General features: G+C 58.2%; 22 protein-coding genes and 2 tRNA genes. 8 read left to right on the forward strand and 16 right to left on the reverse strand.

Features of this window, described 5'->3' with window-relative positions; genetic code table 11:
- Positions 1-32: 32 nt before the first annotated feature.
- Genes citF through GX839_00875 form a run of 10 tightly spaced genes read right to left on the reverse strand, consistent with a single transcriptional unit; the run spans position 33 to position 9655 of the window.
- Positions 33-1445 (reverse strand): citrate lyase subunit alpha, encoded by a 1413-nt coding sequence (gene citF, locus GX839_00830; protein NLB04017.1) that lies wholly within the window; start codon positions 1443-1445, stop codon positions 33-35.
- Positions 1429-2328, reverse strand: coding sequence for a CoA ester lyase (locus GX839_00835; GenBank protein ID NLB04018.1), 900 nt, complete (start codon positions 2326-2328; stop codon positions 1429-1431). Before GX839_00835 ends, citF begins: the two co-directional genes overlap by 17 nt.
- Positions 2325-2597, reverse strand: a complete 273-nt coding sequence (gene citD, locus GX839_00840) for a citrate lyase acyl carrier protein (GenBank protein ID NLB04019.1) — start codon at positions 2595-2597, stop codon at positions 2325-2327. The genes GX839_00835 and citD overlap by 4 nt, the downstream gene beginning before the upstream one ends.
- Positions 2594-3856, reverse strand: coding sequence for a methylaspartate ammonia-lyase (locus GX839_00845; protein ID NLB04020.1), 1263 nt, complete (start codon positions 3854-3856; stop codon positions 2594-2596). Before GX839_00845 ends, citD begins: the two co-directional genes overlap by 4 nt.
- 9 nt (positions 3857-3865) lie before the next feature.
- Positions 3866-5320, reverse strand: coding sequence for a methylaspartate mutase subunit E (locus GX839_00850; GenBank protein NLB04021.1), 1455 nt, complete (start codon positions 5318-5320; stop codon positions 3866-3868).
- 16 nt (positions 5321-5336) lie between these two features.
- Positions 5337-6746, reverse strand: coding sequence for a MutL protein (locus tag GX839_00855; protein NLB04022.1), 1410 nt, complete (start codon positions 6744-6746; stop codon positions 5337-5339).
- A 1-nt stretch (position 6747) separates the two neighbouring features.
- Positions 6748-7170 carry a methylaspartate mutase subunit S gene (locus GX839_00860; protein ID NLB04023.1) on the reverse strand — a complete coding sequence of 141 codons (423 nt, stop codon included), beginning with the start codon at positions 7168-7170 and terminating at the stop codon, positions 6748-6750.
- Between the two features lie 31 nt (positions 7171-7201).
- A complete protein-coding gene (locus tag GX839_00865) occupies positions 7202-8197 on the reverse strand; it encodes a GntR family transcriptional regulator (protein ID NLB04024.1) in 996 nt (331 codons plus the stop codon).
- Positions 8190-8768 carry a Fe-S-containing hydro-lyase gene (locus GX839_00870; protein NLB04025.1) on the reverse strand — a complete coding sequence of 193 codons (579 nt, stop codon included), beginning with the start codon at positions 8766-8768 and terminating at the stop codon, positions 8190-8192. Before GX839_00870 ends, GX839_00865 begins: the two co-directional genes overlap by 8 nt.
- The gene (locus GX839_00875) at positions 8768-9655 is read right to left on the reverse strand and encodes a fumarate hydratase (GenBank protein NLB04026.1); all 888 of its coding nucleotides are present in this window, start codon (positions 9653-9655) and stop codon (positions 8768-8770) included. Before GX839_00875 ends, GX839_00870 begins: the two co-directional genes overlap by 1 nt.
- 167 nt (positions 9656-9822) lie before the next feature.
- Between GX839_00875 and GX839_00880 the strand changes: the two genes are divergently transcribed.
- The 3 genes from GX839_00880 to GX839_00890 all read left to right on the forward strand — a co-directional run bounded on the left by GX839_00880 (position 9823) and on the right by GX839_00890 (position 11628).
- Positions 9823-10236 (forward strand): hypothetical protein, encoded by a 414-nt coding sequence (locus tag GX839_00880; protein NLB04027.1) that lies wholly within the window; start codon positions 9823-9825, stop codon positions 10234-10236.
- Positions 10237-10345: 109 nt separating this feature from the next.
- The gene (mscL, locus tag GX839_00885) at positions 10346-10759 is read left to right on the forward strand and encodes a large-conductance mechanosensitive channel protein MscL (protein NLB04028.1); all 414 of its coding nucleotides are present in this window, start codon (positions 10346-10348) and stop codon (positions 10757-10759) included.
- 143 nt (positions 10760-10902) lie between these two features.
- Complete coding sequence (locus tag GX839_00890; GenBank protein ID NLB04029.1) at positions 10903-11628, forward strand: zinc ribbon domain-containing protein; 726 nt, start codon at positions 10903-10905, stop codon at positions 11626-11628.
- Positions 11629-11714: 86 nt separating this feature from the next.
- On the opposite strand, the gene GX839_00895 is transcribed toward GX839_00890, so the two are convergent.
- Together GX839_00895 and GX839_00900 are read right to left on the reverse strand one after the other, a co-directional pair.
- Positions 11715-13682, reverse strand: a complete 1968-nt coding sequence (locus GX839_00895; GenBank protein ID NLB04030.1) for a hypothetical protein — start codon at positions 13680-13682, stop codon at positions 11715-11717.
- On the reverse strand, positions 13679-15823 hold the full coding sequence (locus tag GX839_00900) for an MMPL family transporter (GenBank protein ID NLB04031.1): 2145 nt from the start codon (positions 15821-15823) through the stop codon (positions 13679-13681). The genes GX839_00895 and GX839_00900 overlap by 4 nt, the downstream gene beginning before the upstream one ends.
- A gap of 210 nt (positions 15824-16033) precedes the next feature.
- On the opposite strand from GX839_00900, the gene GX839_00905 reads away from it, so the two are divergent.
- A complete protein-coding gene (locus tag GX839_00905; protein NLB04032.1) occupies positions 16034-16762 on the forward strand; it encodes a TetR/AcrR family transcriptional regulator in 729 nt (242 codons plus the stop codon).
- The gene (locus tag GX839_00910; protein NLB04033.1) at positions 16738-17301 is read left to right on the forward strand and encodes a TIGR01440 family protein; all 564 of its coding nucleotides are present in this window, start codon (positions 16738-16740) and stop codon (positions 17299-17301) included. Before GX839_00905 ends, GX839_00910 begins: the two co-directional genes overlap by 25 nt.
- Before the next feature lie 236 nt (positions 17302-17537).
- Here the strand turns inward: GX839_00910 and GX839_00915 are convergent.
- Positions 17538-17613, reverse strand: a tRNA-Thr gene (locus GX839_00915).
- 160 nt (positions 17614-17773) lie between these two features.
- Here GX839_00915 and GX839_00920 point away from each other — a divergent pair.
- Both GX839_00920 and GX839_00925 read left to right on the forward strand, forming a co-directional pair.
- Positions 17774-19297 (forward strand): DUF1538 domain-containing protein, encoded by a 1524-nt coding sequence (locus GX839_00920; GenBank protein NLB04034.1) that lies wholly within the window; start codon positions 17774-17776, stop codon positions 19295-19297.
- Positions 19287-20297 (forward strand): hypothetical protein, encoded by a 1011-nt coding sequence (locus tag GX839_00925; GenBank protein NLB04035.1) that lies wholly within the window; start codon positions 19287-19289, stop codon positions 20295-20297. Before GX839_00920 ends, GX839_00925 begins: the two co-directional genes overlap by 11 nt.
- Here GX839_00925 and GX839_00930 read toward each other — a convergent pair.
- The 3 genes from GX839_00930 to GX839_00940 form a co-directional block, all read right to left on the reverse strand.
- Positions 20281-21510: a hypothetical protein gene (locus tag GX839_00930; protein ID NLB04036.1), complete on the reverse strand. Its 1230-nt coding sequence runs from the start codon at positions 21508-21510 to the stop codon at positions 20281-20283. The two genes, GX839_00925 and GX839_00930, sit on opposite strands and share 17 nt — an antisense overlap.
- Before the next feature lie 3 nt (positions 21511-21513).
- The gene (locus tag GX839_00935; protein NLB04037.1) at positions 21514-22884 is read right to left on the reverse strand and encodes a phosphoglucosamine mutase; all 1371 of its coding nucleotides are present in this window, start codon (positions 22882-22884) and stop codon (positions 21514-21516) included.
- Between the two features lie 81 nt (positions 22885-22965).
- Positions 22966-24411, reverse strand: coding sequence for a TIGR00159 family protein (locus GX839_00940; protein NLB04038.1), 1446 nt, complete (start codon positions 24409-24411; stop codon positions 22966-22968).
- Positions 24412-24536: 125 nt separating this feature from the next.
- On the opposite strand from GX839_00940, the gene GX839_00945 reads away from it, so the two are divergent.
- Positions 24537-24610 (forward strand) — tRNA-Gln (locus GX839_00945).
- The last annotated feature ends 18 nt before the right edge of the window (positions 24611-24628 follow it).

Consider the following 24628-nt stretch of genomic DNA (forward strand, 5'->3'; position numbering starts at 1 on the left):
GCGTGCCGGGGTTTTTATTTGAAGCGATCCGCTCAGGAAACTGCCCGGATCAGGTCGAGCAACTCCCCGTCACGGCTGATGACCCGGGCCACCGTCCGGCCCTCCGTCTTTCTTCTGGCCGGAACCCCCGTCAGTGATTCAGCCTTCTTTTTCAGATCCCCCATGGTGTGGACCGGCAGGCCTGCTTCGTTCAGGCGATCTTTCAGTTCGGCATTTTTCGGGTTGCAGGCCAGGCCGTACGGGGTCACCAGCAGGTCGACATCCCGGCCCGGTGTGCTGATGGTTCCGACACGGTCTACAATCAGGGGCAGCCTGGCCCGGATCAGGGGGGCCACCATAACTGCCAGCCTGGCGCCCGCCGCCGTATCGCTGTGACCGCCGGAGCCGCCCATAATCAGGCCGTTTGAATCGGTATGGACGTTGACATTAAAATCAAGATCGATTTCCGTCGCCCCAAGGATGACCGCATCCAGATGGTCAACAACCGCGCTTCTGGCAAAGGGGCTGGCATAGGTTGAGGCGCTGATCTCCCGGTGCCTTTCGTTTGCAATCATGGAGCGGACCGCCTCCCGGTCAAAACACTGGACGTCCAAAAGTGAATGAAAAAGACCCTCCTCGAAGAGACCGACCAGCGTGCCGGTGATGCCGCCGGAGGCAAAACTTCCCCTGATTCCTTTTTGGCGCATGATGTCGCCCAGGAAGCGGGCCACCGCCAAAGAGGCCCCGCCCGCGCCTGTCTGGAAAGAAAAACCGTCCCGGACCAGGCCCGAGGCCATCAGGGCATCCGCCGCGTATTCTGCCATGAGCAGGCCGATGAGGTCGCGGGTCACCCGGGTGGTTCCCGAAATGATCTTGTCAGGATCACCGATGGAGTCCACCAGGACTACTGCGTCAACCAGCCGCTCATCGATGGAGGCCGGCGTGGCCGGGTAATCTTCCAGCTGATCCGCAATGACGATGACGTAACCGGCATGCAGCGCATCCGGCATGGCATAGCCGATGGAACCGAAAGCCGACCGGCCGCCCTGCCCATTGCAGTTGCCCGCCCGGTCAACAGCTGAGGCCGCAATAAAAGCCACGTCGATGTGGGCCTCCCCCCGCTCCAGAGCGGCGGGCCGGCCCCCGTGACTGCGGAAAACAACCGGCTTTTCCAGGACGCCCCGGGAGATGGCGTGGCCGACTGCGGGATGCATGTAATTGCACTCGATGCCTGTGACCGTTCCCGCCCGGATATGGTCAAGAATAGGCTGGTGACAGGCCATGACAGCCGCCGTATTGACGGTCAGACCGCGAAGCCCCTGCCTGGCGCATTCAGCCAGGACCAGGTTCTGCACCCGGTCACCCTCCCTGAGATGATGGTGAAAGGAAAGGGTCATGCCGTCCTTCAAGCCTGAAGCACGGATGGCATCGGCCAGGGATGCCAGAATTTTATCGTCCCGGTTCATGATCTGCCTCCTCATCCCGCAGGAGCCCTGCGGCACCGGCAAGTGCCAGAATCCGTTGCGCCTGCCTCAGGACCGGCAGGTCAATCATCCTGCCCCGAAGGGAAACAGCTCCCTGACCGCTCCTTTGACCCTCTTCCATGGCTTCTGCCACTTCTCTGGCATAAAGGATTTCTTCGCGGCTGGGCGTGAAGGCCCGGTGGATGGCTTTCAGGTGAGAGGGGGAAATGCAAAGCTTGCCGGTGAATCCCAGGTCTTTGACAAAACGTGCCTCCTGCTCACAACCCTCAGCATCATGGACATCAGTGAAGGGCGTATCCAGGGCATCAATCCCTGTGGCCTTGGCCGCCATGACCAGGCGGGACCTGCTGTAAAAAATTTCCCAGCCTTCCCTGGTTCTGGGGCAGCCCAGGTCAGCCGACAGATCCTCCCCCCCCAGAGCCAGGCCCGTCATCCGGGGTGAAGCCAGGGCAGCGTCCAGGGCGTGTTCAATGCCCAGGGCCGTTTCGAGCAGGGCTACCAGACCCGTGCTGCCCTCTTGTCTCCCCTCTTCTCTTTCGGCCCGGGAGAGCAGGGAATCCGCCTCCTTGACCGTCCCGGCCCCTCCAACCTTGGGCAGCAGAATGGTCTGGACACCGGCCGCCACCATGGCCCTCAGGTCAGCTTTGGCTTCAACCGAGCCCAGGTCATTGATGCGAACCATCCGCTCGCGCGGCCCGAAATCCAGAAAACGGAGCGCGCGGGCCACCAGATCCCGTGCTGCGTCTTTTTCACCGGCCGGGACCGAATCCTCCAGGTCGAAGATAATGGCGTCAGCCGGGAGCACCTCGCTGTTTTGGATCATGTTGGGCCGGTTTCCCGGAATAAATAAAAGCGACCGTCTCATGTCTTCTCCTCCTGGCTTGCCCGCCGGAGCACCGTTGTGAGCCGGGCCTCCAGGGTGCAGTTGAGCGCGCCCCGGTCGGTCAGATCGATCCGGCCGGACGTGATATCAAATTCCCGGAGAATTTCATGGACTGTCTGGAGAATAACCTCCCCATACTGCTCCTTGACCGGGGACTCCAGGCTGATCTCCAGGCGATCGGCCGGCTCTGCCGTGATAAAAACATCACCTGACTCCAGGGTTCCCGCCCGTGCTTTTCTCAAGAGCTTCATGGCCTGCCTCCTTCCGTCCGCCGCCAGGCGCGAAGCGCCAGGATGCGCTGCATCTCGTTATAGACAATCATGTAACCTTCATCCACTCCCATGCCGGGCTTGGCCAGGATCTGGCCGGGCCCCGCGGCCATGGCAACGTGGACGCAGACCTGGGATGAACGGTCCGTCTCATTGCAGGTCCCTCCCTGATAGGCCTTGACCCCCTTCTTGCGGCAATAGAGAATTGATTCCACTGTTTTGTGAAGGCTGCCCAGGTCGGGTGTCTTGATCTGGATCATGTGGCCGGCACCGGCATCCGCGAATGCCCTGACGTCCTCATAGGTGTTGCACCATTCGTCCGCCACCAGCTCGACCGGGATGGCACGCCTTTCAACTTCCCGGGTCAGGCGGGCCAGCCATTCGATCTGGCTTTGCCTGGAGCCGGCGTCGAGCGGCCCTTCAATCCGGAGTGCAAAGGGGTGGGCCAGGGAAACCAGTTTTGCCAGATAATCGCTGATGGCGTCAATCCGGCTGTAGCCGAACAAGTGGCCGATCATGCCGTAGACGTCAATGTGGAAAACGGGGTGGTAGCCGGGATTCTGCCGGAAGGAGATAACCCGGTCGCGAAGCCAGGCGACATAGTCTGCCAGGCCCTGGCCCATGGGGCCGATCTTGTCCGGATTGTTGATCAGGGCATGGGGGAGGACGTCCACCTCCTTGATGATCATCTTGTCGGCATTGTCGTGGCGTTCGTCACCGGTCTGCGAAAAGATGGGAATCATCCGGTCACTCACCTGGGTGCCGTACTCGTCCGCCACCACCTCGCACATGAGTCGGCCGGTCGTCCGGGCGACAGCGTCCAGGACGGCTTGGGACAGGCCGTAGCGGATGGCGCTGTGGAGGGGCCTGCCCTGCCGGTCCCTGTACATTTCAAAAGCTTCCATAGTGTCACAAAACGAAGTCAGGGTCCTGCCGGTCAAAAGCGGCGCCAGCTCGCTTTCGATCAGGGGCATGAAATCCGACGCCAGAAAGAGCGGGTCACGCCCGCCCGTTCCGGAGTATTGAACGGCGGCGCAATCGCCTAGGGCCAGCTGGCCATCTTCCAGGATCAGCATGAGGGAGATGGCTTCCCCCGCTTGGCGGATGCTGGAAAAACCGGGGGTGGCGGGCTGGCCGACATAAAAGTTGCCGTCACTCAATGCGCCGGCCTTGATGGCCTGCTGGTCGTCGAAATAAAAGCCTGTCCGTCCGGGCGCGCAAATCACTTTTTCGATTCTCATGCCTGCCCCCTATGTTCTCGGCCGGCCTACCAGCCGTCCTTTGCTGATGGCATAGACGTCGTCGATTACCATCTGGAAGGATGCCTGCCGGTTTTCATACTTGGCCCGCTCCTCCATTTTTTCCCGGTGCAGATCGATCAGTTCCTGAGTCAGCGGGATGTTGCCGACATGGAAGAGCCGGATGGCGCCGTCATTGTCGCGGGCCGGCAGCATCTTGCCTGCGTTATAGCGGCTGGGCGCGAAGGGAATATCGAGAACACCGGAGCGGATCGCCAGGATGGCACCCTGGGCGATGTCGCCCTTGCCCAGCTCCAGACAGCGATCCAGGACACAGCGGGTCTCCGAGGCGATGATGACCTTCTCGTCTTTGAGGCTGTACGTATTAAGGCTCTGCTCCCCCAGCATATTAATCATCTGATGGGTGCAAAGCATGCCCGCCGCATTGGCTTCCCGGGTCGGCACCCCCACGGCCTCGTGAGGAGTCTTGACAATGACCTTGGTGGCGTGCGACAGGGCGGCCACCGCACTCCCCCAGGAAATGACTGCGTAGGCCTTGGCCTCTTCATGGGGGAAGCCCCCCATCCATTGGTGAAGAACAGTGGTTACCCTGACATCGCCATAGCCAAACTTGCGAAGATACTCATCGGTCAGGCTCTGCAGAACCTGGATGGCTGCCACGTCCTGGACCAGGTTGCCGCATTGACCGTAACCGACTGTGATGTTTTTCACCCCCTGCTCGGCCGCAAGCAGGCTTTCGATGATGGCCACACTATGTGAAATGAAAGGCGGGACCAGGGTACCGGTCAATGGGCCGTAAGGTTCCCGGTTGATGGGACAGCCCGCCTCCTCATAAAGACCGGTCAGGCGGTCGACGTACTGCCAGTCCCGGATAGTTGTCTCCAGGGAAACATTTTTCGCGTAGGGGATGTTGTAGGAAATGCCCCCGCCCTCGTAGCTGGTGTAGCCCCCCGCATAAGCGATTTCGGTCAGGAGCCTGGCATCCGGCGTGCCATGCCTGATCTGCAGGGGCGTATCGAGCGCGCTGATCAGCTGGCGGCAGCCGCTGACGCCATGGTTGACAGCCGGAAAGCCGTTCAGCATGGCCTTTTGTGTCCGGACCGATTCAGCGATCCCGATTTCCGCCTCCTGGTAGCGGTTTTGCCTGGTATAGCTGTCGATGGTCGTCGGCAGAAGATCCGCCTCACCCACATCCTGCAGGTAGGTCAAAAGATTGATCATGTCCTGGATGAGCGGAACGCCGGCCCGGGGCTGGACCAGGGTCCTGCCCTCTTCCTGTGCCCGGTTGAGCTTACGGCTGAAGATCTTGTGCCCGGGAAGCTGTCGATGGAAGCCGAAAGCCTCCTCAAGATCAACCTCCTTGCCGGTCGGCCATTGCGTCAGAACCTCCTTGCGCTCCTTCTCCAATTGATCGCGCGTCCACCTTTTGTTTTTCAGTTCATCCATACCCTTCTCCTGATCCTTAATCCTGATGCAGGGTTTGCCCGCACCGGCCGATCAAGCGCAGCTCGCGCTTCATGACCCGCAGGGCAATCTCCGGCTGGCTTTCCGCCAAAACACCCATGGCGGACAAAATATAGGACTGATCCAGGAATGCTTCAGCCTGGCGGGGCCGCAGCGATTCCGGATGCAGGCTGCTGTGAAGTGCCTGGCCGGCAATGGCCAGCGGATCACCTGCATAAACCAGGGGACCACCCGTCAGGATGATGCGCTCCATAAGCCTTAAGTTTTTGCCGGTCTGCATGTAGGCAATCCCCATGGGCGTGTAAACCCGGGTGAGGGTTCCCGCATGGCGCCGCGAGGCGATCTCAACGGCTCCTGCAGCCAGTGCGTCATCCAATTTTCTCAGCCGGCCGGCTGCGGAGGGAACCGTTGAAGGCCTGGCAGCCAGCTGACCGATCAGGGCGCTGACCTGATCGGCAGGAAGTTCCGCCCGGCAGGCGATCCAGTCAAGGCCCTTCTCCCCCGCAATCCCCTGGATGCTGTATCGAACCCCGATATCCCCCTCGACGGTCCGCTTGGCGTAGGGTTCCTCCAGCCCCTTGAAAATGATTTGCAGGTCGTCCGGTTCTCCCCGCCCAATCGAATAGACATCGGTGGTGGCACCGCCTACATCGATGGCCATCAGCTCCCCGATTCCCGGTTCCCCGCCGCATCCGTCAGCCAGAAGCCTGACGGCAGACAGGATGGCGGAAGGTGTCGGCATCAGGATGCCCGACAAAAGCTCCCGGGTCCTGGATAAGCCCCGGGCAGTGACGATCCTGGACAGGAAGAGGGCCCGTATTTCCTTTTGAACCGGCTCGATATTGAGTTCGCCGAAGCGGGGCATGACATTGGGACAGAGGGTCAGGGGAAAATCGGAAAGGATCCGCTCGCAGTCGTCAAGGGCGCTCCGGTTGCCGGCATAAATGATGGGAAAGCGGACTGACAGGGAGGCAAGCTTTTCGGCATTGCCCGTGATGCATTCGCGGTTGCCGCCGTCCGTTCCTCCGGTCAGAAGAAAAATATCGGGCGGGTCATCTTCGATGGCGGTCAGGTCACGGCTGCTCAATTCATGGCTGAAAAGCCGGCAAATCCGGGCTCCCGCCCCCAGGGCAGCCTGCCGGGCCGCCTCAGCCGTCAACTCAGGCACCAGGCCTGAAACCATCATGCGGAGGCCGCCTGCCGCCGACGAACAGGCAAGCCGCATCCGGTAATCCAGATCCCCCGTCTGCACCTCAAGTAATGCAAGTGCCTTGTCAAGGCCTTTCATGATGTCGTCAGCTGAAGTCGTGCAGGCGGAAGAAGTGCCCAGGATCCGCTCCTGGTCGAGATCAAGGGCAGTCAGCTTGGTGTAGGTGCTGCCGAAGTCGATCAGAAGGGCCGGGTGCATCTCATTTCACTCCCAGGTCCTTATCCAGGCAGGCGATGGCTTCCTCGGGAGTCGTGCCCGGAGGGAAGACGCGGTCAAAACCCATGGCCCGGAAACGTTTTTCCACATCGGAAAAATCCTGCTTGCCGACAACGATATTGCCGCCTACATATAGAAGAATTTCGCCCAGGCCGGCTTCTTCACACTTTTCCCGAAGGCCGCGGCAGTCGAGTTCACCGTGACCGTACAGGGACGACACAATGATGGCGTCCGCCCCGGTTTCCAGAGCAGCTCCAATAAACTCCTCCTGGGAAACCATGACCCCCAGATTGGTAACCTGGTAGCCGGCTTCGCGAAAGGCGAATTCGAGAATCCTGATACCGACCGCGTGGACGTCGGCCCCGATCACGCCAATCACCAGCATCCTGCCCTCTCCCTGCTCCATAGCCTGAGTCCTTTCTGGAATAGCCCGCCGGTCAGCCGGTCAGCCATTCGCGCAGTTCACCATATTTTTTTTCAATGGCCCTCGTCAAATACAATAGTGATCCCTGATCGCAGTTGAAGGCCGTTCGTATCAGGGTCCGGCCCCTTGCCAGCTCTCCGCGGAAAAGTGCCGCTTCAGCCGATCCCACCAGGCTGATGTAATCAGGGGGCAGGATGATGACTTCATGACGCTCAACAAAGCGGCGCGTCTTCTCCAGGTTTCCGAACAAAGCAAAATCCAGCTGAAAACTTTCATTCAGCACCTGGCCGCACGCCTGCTTCAGGATGTTGGAAAAATCACGGCTGACCGTCAGCACCCCGATACGGGCCCCTTTGGGGAGTTTCTGACAGGCCAGCAGGGTTTCAGGGCTGACAGCAAGGACAACCGGCATGATGGTCACCTGCGGCAGGGCAAGTGATTCCAGTTCCGTGCAGAGCCCGGCAGGCGCGACCAGAAGATCATAGCCTTCTGCCAGTCTTTCCGGCTGGGCAGTCACATCGCTGTAGGGAATGCGGTCGATCTGAATCTGACGGAAATCCGTGAGCGGCCGGTGGATGATGGACCGCTCCTCCGCTGTCGCAGCGACAATGGCCAGGCGCAGGGCCCGGGTTGATTCTTCTTTTTGCCGCAGACGCAGTTCAAAAAAAATGGCCATTTCCCGGGCTGTGAATCCCAGACCCGAAAGGAGATGAATGGCACGATCGATGACGGTCAGTGCCTTGTCTTTACGGCCGGCCGGGTCGGGCGCTTGCTCAGGTTCCGCGACAAAAGTCCCCCGGCCTCTTTGCATCCGGATCAGGCCATCGCGCTCCAGGAGGCCGTAGACGTGGCGCATGGTGCCCACCGAAACCCCATAACTGGCAGCCGCATCGCGGATGGATGGCAGCTGCTGGCCAGGCTCCCGCTTGCCCGATTGAATTTCCTGCCGGATCAGGTCAACCAGCTTCCGGTAGAGCAGACCGCTTGGTTGGCCTCCGTGGTCAGTCATTGCCGCCGTGCTCCATGCGCCAGGCCCGGGGGCCGTCTTCATAAAGGTTGCTGCCCTGGCTGTCGATGATAACCGTCAGGGGCATGTCCTTGATGGTCAGTCTTCGCAGGGCTTCCGTTCCAAGCTCCTCCCAGGCCAGAAGCTCCGCCCGGAGAACGGTCTTGGACAAAAGGGCTCCCGCACCGCCGGTTGCGGCAAAATAGACCGCGCCGCATTTCTTCATGGCCTCAATGACGGCAAGATCCCGGCAGCCTTTGCCGATCATGCCCCGCAATCCCCTTTCAATCAAATAAGGGGTATAGGGGTCCATGCGGGATGAAGTCGTGGGCCCGGCTGAACCGATGGCCCGGCCGCCTGTCGCCGGCGTCGGCCCCACATAATAGATGACGGCATCCCTGAGCGGAAAGGGTGGCTCACCGCCCTCTTTCAAGAGCTCAACCAGACGCTGATGACCTGCGTCACGCAGGGTATAAACCGTCCCCGACAGGAGAACACGGTCACCGGATCGCAGCCTTGCAGCTGTCTGTTCATCCAGGGGAGCCTGAACCGGGATCCGGGAAGCGCCGTCCATCAGAGCACCGCTTTCATGTGGCGCGCCACATGGCAGTTGATGTTGCAGGCGACGGGAAGGCCGGCAATATGGGTCGGCAACACTTCAATAGCGACCGACAGGGCGGTCGTGCGGCCGCCAAGGCCCTGGGGGCCGACGCCCGACTGGTTGATCTCCGTCAGCAGAGACTGCTCCAGTTCAGCGTAAAAGGGATCGGGGTGTGGCTGGCCGGTCGCCCTGGCAAGGGCCCGCTTGGCCGCCAGGGCAACCTGATCGAAACTGCCCCCGATCCCCACCCCGATGACCAGGGGCGGACAGGCGTTGGGTCCTGCCTGGCGGGCCGTTTCGATGACGAAATTCCGGACACCCTCAATGCCGTCCGCAGGCCGGAGCATGGCCAGGCGGCTCATGTTTTCACTCCCGAAACCCTTGGCAAGAAAGGTCACCGTGACCCGGTCACCCGCAACCAGGCGGGTGGTCACCAAGGCGGGAGTGTTGTCGCCGGTATTGACCCTGCGCAGGGGGTCACGGACCACAGACATCCTGAGCGCTGCCTTCTGGTAACCCCTCCGTACGCCCTCATTAATGGCCTCGTAGGGATCCCCGATCAGATGGACATCACGGCCCAGATCCAGAAAAACGACGACCAGGCCGGTATCCTGGCAGATGGGGATCCGTTCTCCGGCCGCAATGTCGTAGTTGTTCAAGAGCTCCTGGAGGACCGACCGGGCATTGGCCCCATCCTCATGCCGCAAGGCCCCTTCCACGGCAGCCCGGACATCAGCCGGCAGGTCACAGGCCGCCGGGCCGCACATTTTTTCAACTGCATCGCGCAGAAGGTCGGTATGGAATTGGCGCAAGGCCACAATTGATCCCTCCCTTGCTACTGTGCTTACACAATACGTCATCCTGTGCTGACATGCAACAGGCTGCCATGAATTCTGACGGCTGCCCTGCATCAATGAAAAAATGCTTACAAAAGAGAGGGCGGATGGCGTATGATAAACACAAGAGCAACCGGTTGGGAGGTGCCTGCAAATTCAGCTGGAACCAACCGGGAAAATGGAGGTAGTGCATGTACGTTGATGCCATCGTCGGGGGAAAAGGTTCTGGAAAAACACCGCAGATGCTGGAAGAAATGGCAAGTGAAGCGGTTGATGAAAACGCCAACATCATTTTTATCGAATATGGCCATGGGGACCATTTGGTGCCGCATGCTGTGAGACGCATCGATATCAAAGAGTACCCCGTCCGCGGCCTCGACCAGCTGATTGCTTTCCTGGCCGGCATGAACGCCAAGGATTATGACATCAGCCATATCTACCTTGACTGCATTTACCAGGTGGCCGGTCAAAGCACTCCCGCTGAATTATCCGCCTTCATGAAAAAACTTGAAATCCTGGCCAGGCAGGCCGACTGCAAGATCACGGCGGCACTGAGTTATGACCCGGCCGACCTGCCGGAGGAAATCAGGCCTTTCGCCCGCTGACCAATCCGGTGCGCCGGTGATATTTGCTCCTTTTCAGAATGATTTATTTTGCTATACTTGTCCCAATAAAAAGGCTTTATGAATCCATATCGTGGGAGTGACAAGAAAGATGTTTAAAGAATTCAAGGAATTTATCACACATGGAAACGTCATGGACGCTGCCATCGGCTTTGTCATCGGCCTTGCCTTCAAGGCTATCGTTGACAGTGTCGTCAATGATATCCTCATGCCCATTGTCGGTTTCCTGACGGCCGGCATCGACTTCACCAACCTGAAAATTGTTCTCAAGGAGGCGGTTGCGGGTGTGTCGGAAGAGGTCGCCATTACTTACGGCCAATTAATCCAATCCATTCTCAGCTTCCTCATCATCGCCTTCTTCCTTTTCCTGGTCATGAAAGGCTTGAATAAAATGCGCAGGAAAAAGACCGAAGAAGAGGCAGCGACCGAAGAGGAGACCGCGGAGGAGACTGAAATCGGCCTGCTGAAAGACATTCGCCAGCTTCTCTCCGACAAGGAGAAATAGGTGTGACTGCCGTGCCTGCGACTTTGTGCCAATGAATGCCTGTCACGGCCGCAATAAAAAAGACACTTTTGCGCAGGCCGACCGCCTGGCGCAAACCTGTGGCTCCACGGTGAGTCACCGCCCGTCCTGAAGGAGGAAAAAGCATGTATTGTACGAATTGTGGAGCCCCTAACGCGGATAACGCAGCATTCTGCACGTCCTGTGGCTCACCCTTGAAGGCCCAGGAGTCCGGAAAACCCGCACCGCCGCAGCAGCCGGCCTATGCGCCGCCGCAGCAGCCGGCTTATGCGCCGCCGCCAGCGCCACCAGCTCAGCAAGCGCCCTACCCGCCCCAGCCACCGCAACCGCAACAGGCGCCCTACCCGCCGCATCCGCCGCAACAGGTGCCCTACCCGCCCCAGCAGCCTTATCCGCAGCAGCATCCCGGCTATGGCTATCCGCAACAGGCACCGCCGAAGAAGAAGAAAACCGGGCTGATCATCGGCATCGCAGCCGGTGTGGCTGTCATCGTGATCGCCGTCGTCCTTATCCTGGTCCTTGGCGGAGGTGGAGGCGGAGGTATCTCTGGCAAATGGGTCGTCACAGACACCGAGGGCTGGAGCGACTACGAGGAAGGACTCATATTCAACTTCAAGGGCGGCACCCTGACCTTCGAAGCGCCCAAGGGAACACCTGATGAACTCAAGGGCATGTATGAGTTGATGAACATGATCAAGACCAAATACAAGACTTCGGGTGATACGCTGACGCTGACGGTCGAGTTTTTCGGCCAGAAAGAGGAGACCGTTATGCATTATGTGCTGGAAGGCGATACCTTGAAACTGTTCGATGAAGACAATGATGTGACGGTTTTGAAACGGACCAAATAGCCTGCTTGTCACTTCTCGCAGCAAGACCGGCGCGCCGCGCCGGTCTTTTCTTTCAGCCCTGAGGCCAAGTCGGCCGCATGCTCAACTTAGCCTTGCGAAGGCGGTATCTCCTCAGTCATGAAGACAAATTGAACGCTGGCAACCTTTTTGTTTTGATCCGACACAAATGAAACCGTTTCAAAGCCTTCATTGCTGAATTCATCCAGTTTTTCACGTATGGCCTCTTCAAAGAGTGCCCGCAGGCCGGAGGTTTCATCCCGCATCCGGGAGGCCCCCGAATCAAGCTGCCCCAAACCCTTTCCGAAAGGGACCAGTCCATCACTGTAGTACTGATCCAGGCCGTCTTTCAGCTGGGAGACCCCGCCGACGTATTCAGCCGTTCCTGAGGACAGGCCCGGCTGTCCCTGACTTCCTTCAATACCCTCCACCAGTCCCCCGACTCCCTCATCGATGTAACGGGTCAGGCCGCGGTGAAGCTCCGCGTAACCTCGCTGCAGCTCAAATAATCCATCGATCAGGTCTCCCACCTGTCCGATCATGGGGCCGGCCGTCTCGATCATGGCCAGGATTTCTTCTGCCTTGTCAAGCAGTATTTTGATTTCTTCGATCATCTCCGAAGCGGACATGTCAAGATCCGGCAGACTCTCCATAAGGTCTGACAGGATCTCAAGCAGGTCTTTGAGCAGGCCAAGCTGGTTGGCGATCCGGCCCAGCCTCGCGAGCTGGTCGTACACTTCTTCCGGGAGGGGAACGACAAGATCGAATTTTTCTTCCAGATAGCTTTTCCAGCCATCAGCGGTCTCCGGAAGCTCTTCAGCCTCAGGCAAATCCAGCTCCCGGATCAACTCAATCAGTTCCTGCAGGACGTTACGGAGTTCCTCGAGTTCCGATTCATAACCGGCAAGCATTTCGAGAACCCTGCCCAAGGCCTCGATGTATTCTCTGGCTTCATTAAGCCGTTCCAGATCTTCCTCGCCGAATTCAGGGAGGTCAAGCGAATCAATCTGGTCGCGGGCGGGCAGATTGTCTGTGATCATGGTCAATCCATCAAGAATCTGTTTGGATCCTTTTTTCAGCTTATTGCCTTCATCCAGCAGGGTTCGGGCACCCTTGCCGAGCTCTCCCACCCCCTCCTGAAGTTTGCGGCCTCCGTCAGCCAATTCACCGGCGCCAGATTTGATTTCGCGAAAAGCCGCCAGGAGATCACTGTAGCCCTTTTTGAGCTGGGCTGTTCCCTTGGCAAATTCAGCGATGCCATCGGAGAGCTGGTCCAGCGGTTCGAGCTCTTCTTCCATGTCAGACAGGTCGACATCAAAGGCCAGAAGTACACCAGCCAGGGTAATCTGACCCATGGCAAAATCCCTGACCTCCATGACAAGCCTGATCATGGTCTCCTGACCGGGCAGAACGATGTAGTTGATTTCCTGTTCAATTCCGGCAGAAGAGACGAGGAAACCCTCGCTTGCCGCTCGCATGAGGACACGGTCAGGATCGATCGGGATACTGATCTGGAGAGCATAGTGTTCGAAAAAAGAGGGGTCCACCGCCTGGTTCCGCGTGATCGCCAGCTCCATCTCCAGATGACCGGATATGCCGGACAAGGTTTCGGGCTGAACCTCGGCTCCGTCAAGCCGGTAGCTGATCCGGAAATTCCAGGGCAGTTGTTTTGTTCTCATATTTCCCTGGTAGTAATAGTGGCCTTCGACCCCCTCCATGGTGACAACTGATCCCTGCTGGACGGGCGGCACGCTCCCCGTCAGCTGCACGACGCTCTCGTAATCGCCGTAATCAGTGAGCGTCATTTTGGATTGCGGATAAAAGTGGTTGACCACATAGATTTGGGCAACCTTGCCCGAGGCATCCAATTTGGCATAGACAACTTCCCGCTTGCTCCCGTCGCCGTCATTGAAGATGACCAGCTCTTTCTCCTTGTCAGCGCGAACAAGGCCGGGAACCAGAGACAAAAAGACCGCCATCAGCAGAAAACCAGCCAGCGGCTTCAACCAACTCCCGCGGTTTTTCCGCCTTCTTTTTCTTACACGCTTTTTGATCATGGCCTACCTCGCAGCAGAAGGGAATTTCCCTGAATTTTTCTTCTTGTCCCCGTTTTCTTTGTGGCCCGCCGGTAAGAAAACCGGTCCGGGATCATGGCCAGTCTCCATGTCGTCTTTTCGATGAAGCGGTCAAAGAGTCTGAGCAGATTGGGGAGCAGGAAGAGGACCATCAGAAGCGATGTCAAGGCCCCCCTGCCCAGGACACTCCCCAGTTCCGAGACAACTGAAATGCTTGAAACAAAACGCAGGGTGAAGCCGGCCGCCGCCAGGATCAGGGCCGGCGGAATAATGGAACCGGCGACGGTCTGCACTGTTTTCATGGCCGCTTCCTTCCGGTTCAGCAGCTGGCGGTGATCAATGTAGTGCTGGGCCATCAGGATGCCGTAGTCAACTGTCGCGCCGAGCTGGACGGTGCTGATGACCAGGTAACCGATGAAATTGAGCGGAGTGCCTGTAAGATAAGGCACGGCCAGATTGACCCAGACCGAGAGCTCGATGGTGAGCACCAGCAGCACCGGCAGGGCAAGCGAACGGAAAGCCATCATGATAACCAATGCAATGGCCAAAATGGCCAGGCCGTTGACAATAACCAGATCCTGGTTGATGGTGGTCTTCATGTCCAAAAGCACAAAATTGGCACCGGCAAGGTGGGTTCCTCCCTGCGGATAAGCCTGGTCGGCCATGTCCCTGATCCGCTCGGCCAGCTCATAAGTCTCAGGGCTCTCAGCCGGCGACTCGGCAATCAGAATCAGGCGGCTGTAGTGGTCTGAGATCAGGGCTGAAATGATCCTGTCAGGCAGCAGATCAGGCGGGATACCTGTTCCGACCTGGGTGACATAGCCGACGACTGATTTCATCTCGGGCAGGGCCAGCAGGTCTTCAGCCAATTTTTCCTCCGTAGCCCACTGACCTTTGGGAACCAGCAGAACCATCTGCATATTCTCTCCAAAGTGCTGGTTCAAGCGCTCCTCATCCCGCGCTTCCCGCGACCCTTGCGGAAAACTCCTGGCTCCGTACAGGAAGTGGTTGGACCGCTGTCCGATATAGGCCGGGAGAATGATCAGGGCGGCGGCTATCATGACCGGAACGCCGATACGGACAACCAGGCGGCTGAACCCCTTAAAAGACGGCAAGAGCGTCCTGTGCGTCGTCTTGTCGATGATCTTATAGGTGTAGACAGCCAGAACCGGCAAGAGCAAAAAGACACTCAGGAGACTCAGAAGAACGCCTTTGGCCAAGACAATGCCCAGATCGGGGCCGATACGGAAGCGCATGAAGACCAGGGTCAGGAAACCAAAGAAGGTGGTCAGGGCCGAGGACAGAATGGGGGCAAAGCTCTTGACAATGGCCAGCCGCATGGCCTCCTCAATCGAATGCCCCTCCTCCCTGTAATCACTGAAACGGTGCAGGAGGAAGATGGCGTAGTCCATGGAAACAGCCAGTTGCAGAATCGAGGCCACTGCCTGGGTGATAAAGGATACATCTTTGAAAATGATGTTGGATCCCATGTTGAGGAGTACACCTGCGAAGATCACGATCATAAACAGAACCGGTTCAAACCAGGATTTGGTCGCAATCATCAGAATCAAGAGGGCAACGGGCACCGCGATCATGATGATCCGGGTGATCTCCAGGGTAATGGCCTGCTGCATGTTGGCCATCTCAACCACCTGGCCCCGCACCGCCCCTTCAGGGCCCGCCAGCTCTTGCAGCTCCCCGAGAACATCCTGAGCCTTGGCCTCCTCGTCAACGGTCAGGTGGTAAAGAGCCATGCCGTCCTTGTAGAAACCCTCGACTATTTTGCGGTCAAGCAGCTCGATAGGAGTCGCAAGGTCAACCTGATCGTTCAGCCAGAGGACTTCTTTGACGTAGGGAAGGGCGGCGAGCTTTTCCTTGAAATTCAGGGCCTGTGAAATGGACAGATCCGGCACACCGATTTCCACGTTGGGGATATCCTGATCGTATTCATCCGCCATGGTCTCGATGGCGATGGTTGAGGCGGCTTTTTTGGGAACATAGGAGAAAAGATCAAAATTGGTTTTTACCCGGGTAGCATAGAAAGCACTGACAGCCGACAGCGCGATAAAGAGCACCAGGATGGCGCCCTTGCATTTGATAATGAGTTCCGCAAGTTTTCCCATGCTCTTCCAATTGCCTGAAAGGCCGTTTGCTCCAATGTTACGGCCCCTCTTTTCCGCAGTATAATAAGCACAAATGCCGGACTGCAAGTAACGGATTTACAACATCTGTCTTTTAGTCGACACATGTCGTATTATTGTTAAGATTGTGTTACGATTGTCACAAGAAAACACAATCTTTCAGGATTCAGCGGGTCCAAAGGAAATCAAATCATGACGGACAACAAACACAAACGGCCTCCCCCCGCCGGCGAAATCGTGATCCAGCCTTCAGGCGGCGACCGAAGGAGCCGGCGGACAGCTTTGGCTCTGCAGCAGGGCCTGGTTGAACTATTGCTCAAGAAGCCGCTTCAGGAAATCACCATCTCCGAACTGACCGGGACGGCAGATGTCAGCCGGACCACTTTCTATCTTCACTATCGGAATATCGGTGATCTTTTTCAGCAAATGGAAGACAACATCTACCTCCAGTTCGAACAGCTCATCCATCAGAGCATGACAGATGAGCAGAGCCTGCTTTACATTGAACCGGATGAAAAAGGCGCCCCGACCATGCCGGTGCTCAAGGAGGTCTTCCTCTTCATCAAAAGCAATCCCGAACTCAGCGTCGTGCTCCTCAATAATCCCGACAGCACTTTTCTCAACAAAATCTGGTCGACCGGGCATGATGTGCTGATTGAACGGCTGGCGTCCTTCGAACCGCATATGGACGTCAATCAAATCGAATACTATTACCTCTTTGTCATCAATGGCATCCGGGGATTAATCGAACACTGGATTGCCTCCGACATGCGGGAGCCAGTCCAGGAGCTGGTGGAGATCGCCACGGGCTTTGTCCTGCGCAACATGGGCTTTCTGCTCTGGGGTGACGGGGAAAGGCCGCAAGCGGCCACAAAACATTCAGAAGGAGACAGCCAATGGATGCAGAAGTCATCGAACTGAAAGAGATCAGGCGGCAAGTGGAGAAGGCCGCAGAAGAACTGATCAGAGAGGCCCGTTACAGCAAAGAGGGCGATCTTTTCGTCCTGGGCTGCAGCACCAGCGAGGTGGCCGGCCAGATGATCGGCAAGGCCTCCAACCAGGATGTGGGAAAAGCAATCATTGAGACCCTTCTCCCGCTCCTGCGCCGTCACGGCCTCCATCTGGCGGTCCAGGGCTGTGAACACATCAACCGGGCCCTGGCAGTGGAGCGTGAAGTCATGCTTGATTACGACCTGGAGGAAGTCAATGTAGTCCCGCAGCTCCACGCTGGCGGTGCATGTTCCATGGCAGCCTATGCAGCCTTCAGTGATCCTGTCATGGTGGAGCACTTGGAGGCTTCGTTGGGCATGGATATCGGTGACACGGAAATCGGCATGCATGTCCGTTTCGTCCAGCGGCCGGTCAGACTCTCCGTCACCCATATCGGCAAGGCCCGGCTGACTGCGCTCATGTACAGGCCCAAGCTGGTGGGTGGTGAACGGGCGGCCCATAAACCCTAGGTTGATCAGGTGCAAAAAGAATCTGGCTGGACATGACATTCTCGAAGTTCGACCTGGTTTCCGCCCATCCAAGAGTCTCCGTCATAAGCAGGCAACCGATCACAAGCCGCCTTGATGGCCGGGGAGAAAAACCGGTACCTCGTTCCGGTTTGCCGCTGCAGGGGATTTCACCCAGGATCCTGTCCGGGTAACAATGCAAAAACCCCGCCGGGAGGGTATCCGCGGCGGAGTTTTTCTGGAGCCTGCGGACAGATTCGAACTCCCGACCTGCCGCTTACAAGGCGGCTGCTCTACCAGCTGAGCTACGCAGGCGCAGCCTGTATGGTACCCGATGAGGTCTTTTCTGTCAATCCAGCTATTGCCTTGCGGCTTCGGGTTTCCATCCCGGGCGGGTCAGGCGGATCTTCTTTTCACCCGGCAAATCTTTATTCTTTCCGTTAGAATGGGGAAGACTTGAATTTGAGGAGCATCCATGGGAACCTTCAACGAGAAAATCAAAGAGGTACTGGCATCCGTCCTTCCGGTCACTTTATTCGTGGTCATTCTCCATTACACCGTCACCCCCTTGTCAGGCCTCCAGATGGGCAGGTTTTTATTTGGCGCTTTGCTGATCCTTGCCGGCCTCTCCATCTTTCTTGTCGGGGTTGATCTTGGCGCCACCCCGATCGGCCGGTACAGCGGCCGTTTCCTGGTCGGCATGGGCAAACTGCCCCTCCTGCTGGCCGGCGGACTCTTTTTGGGATTCCTGATCTCCATCGCCGAGCCCGACCTCCAGATCCTGGCTGCCCAGGTCCAGCAGCTGACCAGTCACTCGATCACCAAATGGCAGATGGTGATCGTGGTATCCGCCGGCGTAGGACTCCTGGTCATGATCGGGTTCTGGCGGATCATCAAGCGCATCCGCCTGCGCTACATCCTCTGGGGCACCTACGCGGTCATCCTGATCCTGGCCATCCTGAACCGGCCGCTCTTTCACGACTTTGCCTTTGACGCGTCGGGAGCCACCACCGGAGCCATCACCACCCCCTTCGTCCTGGCACTGGCGGCCGGCGTCTCCCAGATTACGGCGGCCCACCGGGAGGACGCGCGGGATCAGTTCGGCCTGGTCGGTCTGGCGTCAGCCGGAGCCATCCTGGCGGTCCTGGCCCAGGGCGCCCTGCTCAAGTCATTCAATCCTGTTGCGCCTCCCGGAACAGGGGAACAGCTGCCTCCTGCTTTTTTCACCCCTTTTCAGCAGGCTGCAGGGCTTTCAATCCGCGATTCCCTGCTCAGCATGGCCCCGCTGGCCGTCATCTTCTTCCTGCTCCATATCAGCGTGCTGACCCTTCGCAGGAGGGAAAAAACCCGCATTTACATCGGCATGTTCTTTTGTTACCTGGGACTGGTCCTCTTCATGGTGGGTGTCATGGGCGGTTTTATGTCGGCCGGACATCTGGTGGGAACCGGCCTGGTCGCGAGGAATCAGCCGGCACTCACCGTCATGGCTGGCTTCTTCCTGGGCATGGCGACTGTCATCGCTGAACCGGCGGTCCACGTGCTGACCCTGTCGGTCGAAGAGGAAACAGACGGCGTCATTCCGCGCAGGGTTGTCCTGGCTTTCCTGGCGGTCGGTGTGGCCTTTTCCGTGGCTCTTGCCGTCATCCGGATCTACGTCGAAGGACTGGAACTGTGGCATATCCTGCTGCCCGGCTACACCCTGATCATGATCATGAGTTATTTCACCCCCGATCTCTTTTTGGGCGTGGCCTTCGACGCGGGCGGGGTCGCCTCGGGACCCATGACGGCAACCTTCATCCTGGCTTTCACCCAGGGAATCGCCGCGGGAGTCCCCCAGGCCGACCTCCTGCTTGACGGTTTCGGCGTAGTCGCTTTGGTCGCCATGGCGCCACTGATCACTTTGCAAATTCTCGGACTTATCTCGATTTGGCGCGGAAAAAGACAAAGAATCCGCGACGCTGCCGCCCAGGCAGAAGAGGAGGCCCCCCATGTTGATTAATGAAGGACAAAAGCACGAGCCGCTCTGCCTGCTCACTGTCATATCAGATCCCGGAAAAGCGGATGCCATGGCCAGATTCGCACTCCAGAACGGTGCCCGGACGGCCTATCATTTTTACGCCCATGGAACGGTTCCGGGCCATCTGCTCGCTTTCCTGGGCCTTTCAAGCGTCCGTCGCGAGATGATCTGCCTCACTGCCCCCAAGGACCTGGGGCCGGAGATCATGGACAGGCTTTGCGGACAGTTTCACATCGGCAAAGCCACGAACGGCATCGCCTTCCTGCAGATGATGGATCAGGATGACCGGGAGGAGGCAGTGCCGTGTGACTATGTCATGATCGCTGCTGTAGTCAATGAGGGAGACGGCGAGTACGTAGTCGAAAGTGCCCGCCGAAGCCAGCCTGTCGGAGCTACCATCCTCAAGGCTTTTGGCACGGCCGATCACAGCAGGAAGACCTTTGATTTTGAAATCATCCCCCAGAAAGAACTGGTCCTGATCGTGGCTCGAATCTGCCACGTCGACGCCATCTACTGTGCCATCTATCATGAGATGCGCACGGAAAGCCCCGGGCGCGGCATCCTCTTTTGCCTGGCGCTTGACCGGGTGGCCGGCCTCTTGGACATGCCTGCCTGCCAGCCGCCGGCTGATATCACCCGGGATGTCCTGGAGCCCGCCCTTGAAGAGGATCGGGTCGCCTTGTTTGCTGTCTCCGACCGGGGTCATACAGCGCCGGTTTTGGCGACCGTTGAGCAACTGGGCGGAACAGGCGCCACCATCCTCCACTGCCGGCTCGCGGGGCCTGAATCGGGAGGCTGGTACAGCAGGCTGGGCGACCCTGAAAAAGAAATCGTTCTCGCCATCACGCAGACTGCCCAGGCGGAGCAAATCCGAAAAGAACTGCTGATGGCGAACCAGGAATCAGCTCAGGGACCCTTCCAGGCAGGCCTGCTGAAAGTGACCCGCTTTCGGAAACTGTCGAAACTTAAGGATTCTCAGTGAGATAATACTCCAGGACGGCCCGGGCGATGGCCTGGCCGATGGCACGCCGGCCTTCCTGTGATGTCATGACCCTGCGGTCGCTGTCATTGGACAGAAAACCAGGTGCCAGTGAAGCTGAAACATAGTTGGACAGGCGCAGGACCGCCATATCTTTTTCCGCACCGGTACTGGAGTGATCCTCAGGCTGAAGCAAAGGCACTGCTTGAGCCAGGGACGATTTGAGAAGAAAGGCCAGCCGGGCCCTCCCGTCGCTGTCGATATTGGAATAATTGGGCGGCAGGCTTTGCGGGTCCTGGCCGACTGCATAGCCGTTGTTCACTTCATGGACAAAAGGCGCTGACATGAAATAGGCCTGGGATCCCTGCCGGGAAGTATCGTTGATATCGAAGGCCAGGGCAAGATTGATGAAGAGGACGTCGGTGAACTGCGACTCAATGTCATAAAGAACGCGAAGCTGAGGCGGCGTCCCGATCGAACCGAAAAGGCCGCGCCCTCCCGAGGAGGGGCTGTTCTGATTGATCCGGATGATGTCACCCATGAGAAGGCGGAGATTGTCGGGGATCTCGCGCTCATACCCGTTTGCCACGGCGGCGTCACCGTAGCGGAGCAGGGCCAGGTCAGCCGCCTTGGCCACCGTACGGAATAAAGAAAATTCCTCATCGGTGGTCCGCGTCATCACTACCGTCGCGCCATAAGCCGCCAGGGCTTTTTCAGCCTCCAGGGCCATGTCAAGAACCAGTGTTTTCTCCATGACGGCATCGGGACCTGAACCCCATACGGCCCCCGCGTCGGCTCCGCCGCGCGAGGCATCCAAAATAACCGTGATGCCCCGGAGCGGCTCAGGCGACGCTGTCTGCCCCAGGTAAGACTTCAAGTCGGGTTCGTGCAGGATAGGAACAGACAGTTCCTCCGGCCATACCCGAAGGGAGTTGCCCCCGGCTGGCAGAGAATCGGGGTCATTGCCGTACAGGGGAAGCTCCATGAGCAGAATTTCAGTCTCTTCTGTTTCATCCTGACTGTCGCCGGGTGCTTGAGGGTTCCCGCTCTCAGAGGGTTGGGCGGCCGCAGGGCCGGTGGTCCGGTCCGGGTCCAGTTGGAACCGCTTGGCACCGCGAACGGGATTGGGCAAGACGCCGAAAGCTGAAAGCAGCAGAAAAAAGCTGCTCAAAAGCACCATGACAAAGACAAAACGGCTGCCTTTCTTTCCGGCCATAGGTCACCCTTTAGGATGTTCGGTGCCCAGCTGGCCGACAAGTTCCTGAAGGCGGGCGGCGTAATCGCTGATTTCTTCAAAATCCCGGCCTTCAATCATGATCCGGATCAGCGGCTCGGTTCCCGATTTACGAATCAGCAGCCTCCCGGAACCGTCCAGTTTCTCTTCGGTCAAACGGACTGCTTCCGTGAAGCGCGGATCCTCCATCACGGCATCTGCCCTGCCCTGGTCCAGCCGGACATTGACCAGGACCTGGGGGAAGAGTTCGATAAACTGCCGCATTTCGCTCAGGCGGACATCCCGGCCCTGGCCGGCAAGCACCCGCAAAAAGCGGAGGGCTGTCAGCTGGCCGTCCCCCGTCGTTGCGTCGTCCAGCAGGATCACATGACCGCTTTGTTCGCCCCCCAGGGACAATTTTTCCCTCAGCATGTGTTCCAGGACGTAACGGTCGCCCACCGCCGTGCGGACAAGTTTATACCCCTCCCGCTCCGCCATCTTTTCCAGCCCCAGGTTGCTCATGACGGTCGCGACAATGGTTTTTTGCGCCAGTCGGCCCCGCCGGTCCATATCCCGCGCCAGCAGGGCCATCATGACATCGCCGTCACACAGGCTGCCCTTATCATCAACCGCAATCAGGCGGTCAGCGTCACCGTCAAAGGCAAGTCCCAGATGAGCGCCGGTCCCCACCACCTGATCCGCCAGCTTATCCGCGTAAGTCGATCCACAGCCCCTGTTAATATTGAAACCGTCCGGCTCAACGCCAAAGGCGATGACTTCGGCTCCCAGTTCCCTGAACAGGGACGGTGCCGTCCGGTAGCTGGCCCCGTTGGCGCAGTCGATCACAAGCCGCATGCCGGAGAGATCCAGGCCGGCGATTGAGATCAGATGGTTTTTGTACTCTTCCGGCCCCCTGTCGTATCGCGTCAGCTTGCCCACGCCGTCACCAACCGGCCGCGTCATCCCGCCGAAACCGGCTGAAATCATGGCTTCAATCGCTTCCTCGGTTTCATCAGGCAACTTGAATCCGCCCTCGGAAAAAAACTTGATCCCATTGAATTCATAAGAGTTATGTGAAGCGGAAATCATGGCGCCCGCGTCAGCGCCCAGCTCATGAGTCAGCCACGCTACGCCGGGAGTCGCGATCACGCCCGTGTCGATTACGTCGGCACCGGCAGATGTAATCCCCGCAATCAGAGCCGATCCCAGCATCCCGCTCGAAACCCGTGTATCAGCACCGATAACAAAGGTCGGCTTGTGATGACTCGTCCCCGTCAGAACCAGGGCGCCAGCATATCCCAGCGAGAAGGCCAGATCAGGCGTCAACTCCTGGTTCGCCACGCCGCGTACACCGTCTGTTCCAAACAGTTTGGCCATTATCTACCTCGAATGATCTTTCTTCTTTTCATACAAAAAGCGGCTGCCCGGCTGCCTGTTTGGCAGCAAAGTCAGTGCCGCTCAATCCAGCTCAAAAATATTGACTGTCACCGACGCGGGGAAGAGCAATTCGGTCTTGGTATAAAGCAGGGTCCGCGTATCGACCTTGACCGGCAGCTGGACCGGCCCTGTCCTGCTGACGTCACCGACGTCAATGTAAGCGGTGATCCTGGCCGGGGTAATGCCCTCCAGCACCTGCTGTCTGCCGCGCAGGGTGATCTGGACATTGGTGACCGGATAGCTCTGAATGCCGAAACCCTTTTCCCCCGCAAGGTCAACACCGAAATGTGCCAGCGGAACAGTCAACGTTTTGGTCGTCACCGGATTGACGGTTACCTGGACGTAAAGCCACATGAAGCAGGCCAGTACCAGCGCAATGATGGCCAGGGTAATCCGCTGTTTGCGTGACAGAAGGGAACCGGTCTGCCTCCGGCCCGGAATGCCTTTGGGGCGCTTTTTGCCCTGAGCCGGAACAGGGACGGCAGCCTGACCGCCGTCATCTTCCTGTTCGCGGTAATCGTGCGTCGAAATAATCTCATCATGCGTCGGCTGATTCAAGGTTTTCCGGCCTTTGGTCCATTGGCGGAACCTGACCCGGAGCGTACGGGCTTCCCCGGCCTGCTCCATGCCGAGAAGGCGGTGAAGCTGGGTGCGGAGCGCATCGCTGTTGCCCAGTACATGCAGAACACCCCCGACAGCGATGCTGATGGAACCTCTTTCTTCCGAGACGACGATGGCGATGGCATCGCCCATCTCGGAGGCTCCTACAGCCGCGCGGTGCCGCAGGCCAAAATCACGGCGGAGATGGTAATTATCCGACAAAGGGACGTGAACACGCGCCGCGGCGACTCTGCCGTCACGGATCAGGACCGCGCCGTCATGAAGCGGTGATCCGGGGTAAAAGATCTGCCTCAGCAGGGCCGCTGTGACATTGGCGTCAATCCTGACGGCGTTTTCCTGTTCGTGAAACTCGCCCAGCCGGGTATCGCGCTCGACGATGATCAGGGCGCCTGTCCTTGTCTCCGACATCCACTCACAGGCGTTGACGATGGCTTCGATCATCTGATGGGAGCTGATCCCGCCTGCAAAGACATCCCAGTTGACATAGGATAAACGGTTGCGGCCAACCGCCTCCAGGGTCCTGCGAAGTTCGGGCTGAAAAATCACAATGATGGCGATGGCCAGAATGGAGATGGTCCGGCTCAGCATGAAGCCCATGGTGCTGAGACCGACCGCACTTGCGACCAGGGCAAAGATGACAATCAGCAAAATACCGCGCAAGAGCTGCCAGGCTCTCGAATCACGGAGCAGCAAGAGAACAAAGTAAAGTACCAAGGCTGTAATGGCTATATCCAAGAGCGCGATGACAATGTCGAGGGGGCCGCCCAGAAAGAGCAGGCCATCCGAGAGACTGTATCGCAATTCTTTGAAGAATTCACCGATTTTTGAAAACAGGCTGGACGGCAAAGGCGCTTCTCCGCTCCTTTCAATGGGTCAAAATCTCTTTTCCATCTTATCACATGGGGAGATCATTAACGGTTTGACAACAAGGACTCTCCGCTGGTATCATTCCTCATGTCGCGTCATGACATTGCCGATTAGTGTAACGGTAGCACACCTGACTCTGACTCAGTTTGTCCGGGTTCAAATCCTGGATCGGCAGCCAAAACCCCGGAACAAGATG

Source organism: Fastidiosipila sp. (assembly GCA_012511175.1).
In the GTDB taxonomy this organism is placed as follows: Bacteria; Bacillota; Clostridia; order Saccharofermentanales; family DTU023; genus UBA4923.

What these genes read in the sequence shown, in the direction of transcription:
- GX839_00890 (NLB04029.1), top strand. Translation starts at nt 10,903, where the DNA reads ATGTATTGTACGAATTGTGGAGCCCCTAACGCGGATAACGCAGCATTC.
- GX839_00835 (NLB04018.1), bottom strand. Translation starts at nt 2,328, where the DNA reads ATGAGACGGTCGCTTTTATTTATTCCGGGAAACCGGCCCAACATGATC.
- GX839_00900 (NLB04031.1), bottom strand. Translation starts at nt 15,823, where the DNA reads ATGGGAAAACTTGCGGAACTCATTATCAAATGCAAGGGCGCCATCCTG.
- GX839_00870 (NLB04025.1), bottom strand. Translation starts at nt 8,768, where the DNA reads ATGGACGGCGCTTCCCGGATCCCGGTTCAGGCTCCCCTGGATGAACAG.
- GX839_00850 (NLB04021.1), bottom strand. Translation starts at nt 5,320, where the DNA reads ATGGATGAACTGAAAAACAAAAGGTGGACGCGCGATCAATTGGAGAAG.
- citF (NLB04017.1), bottom strand. Translation starts at nt 1,445, where the DNA reads ATGAACCGGGACGATAAAATTCTGGCATCCCTGGCCGATGCCATCCGT.
- GX839_00865 (NLB04024.1), bottom strand. Translation starts at nt 8,197, where the DNA reads ATGACTGACCACGGAGGCCAACCAAGCGGTCTGCTCTACCGGAAGCTG.
- GX839_00935 (NLB04037.1), bottom strand. Translation starts at nt 22,884, where the DNA reads ATGGCCAAACTGTTTGGAACAGACGGTGTACGCGGCGTGGCGAACCAG.
- GX839_00925 (NLB04035.1), top strand. Translation starts at nt 19,287, where the DNA reads ATGTTGATTAATGAAGGACAAAAGCACGAGCCGCTCTGCCTGCTCACT.
- GX839_00920 (NLB04034.1), top strand. Translation starts at nt 17,774, where the DNA reads ATGGGAACCTTCAACGAGAAAATCAAAGAGGTACTGGCATCCGTCCTT.
- GX839_00930 (NLB04036.1), bottom strand. Translation starts at nt 21,510, where the DNA reads ATGGCCGGAAAGAAAGGCAGCCGTTTTGTCTTTGTCATGGTGCTTTTG.
- GX839_00855 (NLB04022.1), bottom strand. Translation starts at nt 6,746, where the DNA reads ATGCACCCGGCCCTTCTGATCGACTTCGGCAGCACCTACACCAAGCTG.
- mscL (NLB04028.1), top strand. Translation starts at nt 10,346, where the DNA reads ATGTTTAAAGAATTCAAGGAATTTATCACACATGGAAACGTCATGGAC.
- GX839_00860 (NLB04023.1), bottom strand. Translation starts at nt 7,170, where the DNA reads ATGGAGCAGGGAGAGGGCAGGATGCTGGTGATTGGCGTGATCGGGGCC.
- GX839_00875 (NLB04026.1), bottom strand. Translation starts at nt 9,655, where the DNA reads ATGACGTATTGTGTAAGCACAGTAGCAAGGGAGGGATCAATTGTGGCC.
- GX839_00880 (NLB04027.1), top strand. Translation starts at nt 9,823, where the DNA reads ATGTACGTTGATGCCATCGTCGGGGGAAAAGGTTCTGGAAAAACACCG.
- GX839_00905 (NLB04032.1), top strand. Translation starts at nt 16,034, where the DNA reads ATGACGGACAACAAACACAAACGGCCTCCCCCCGCCGGCGAAATCGTG.
- GX839_00895 (NLB04030.1), bottom strand. Translation starts at nt 13,682, where the DNA reads ATGATCAAAAAGCGTGTAAGAAAAAGAAGGCGGAAAAACCGCGGGAGT.
- GX839_00845 (NLB04020.1), bottom strand. Translation starts at nt 3,856, where the DNA reads ATGAGAATCGAAAAAGTGATTTGCGCGCCCGGACGGACAGGCTTTTAT.
- GX839_00910 (NLB04033.1), top strand. Translation starts at nt 16,738, where the DNA reads ATGGATGCAGAAGTCATCGAACTGAAAGAGATCAGGCGGCAAGTGGAG.
- citD (NLB04019.1), bottom strand. Translation starts at nt 2,597, where the DNA reads ATGAAGCTCTTGAGAAAAGCACGGGCGGGAACCCTGGAGTCAGGTGAT.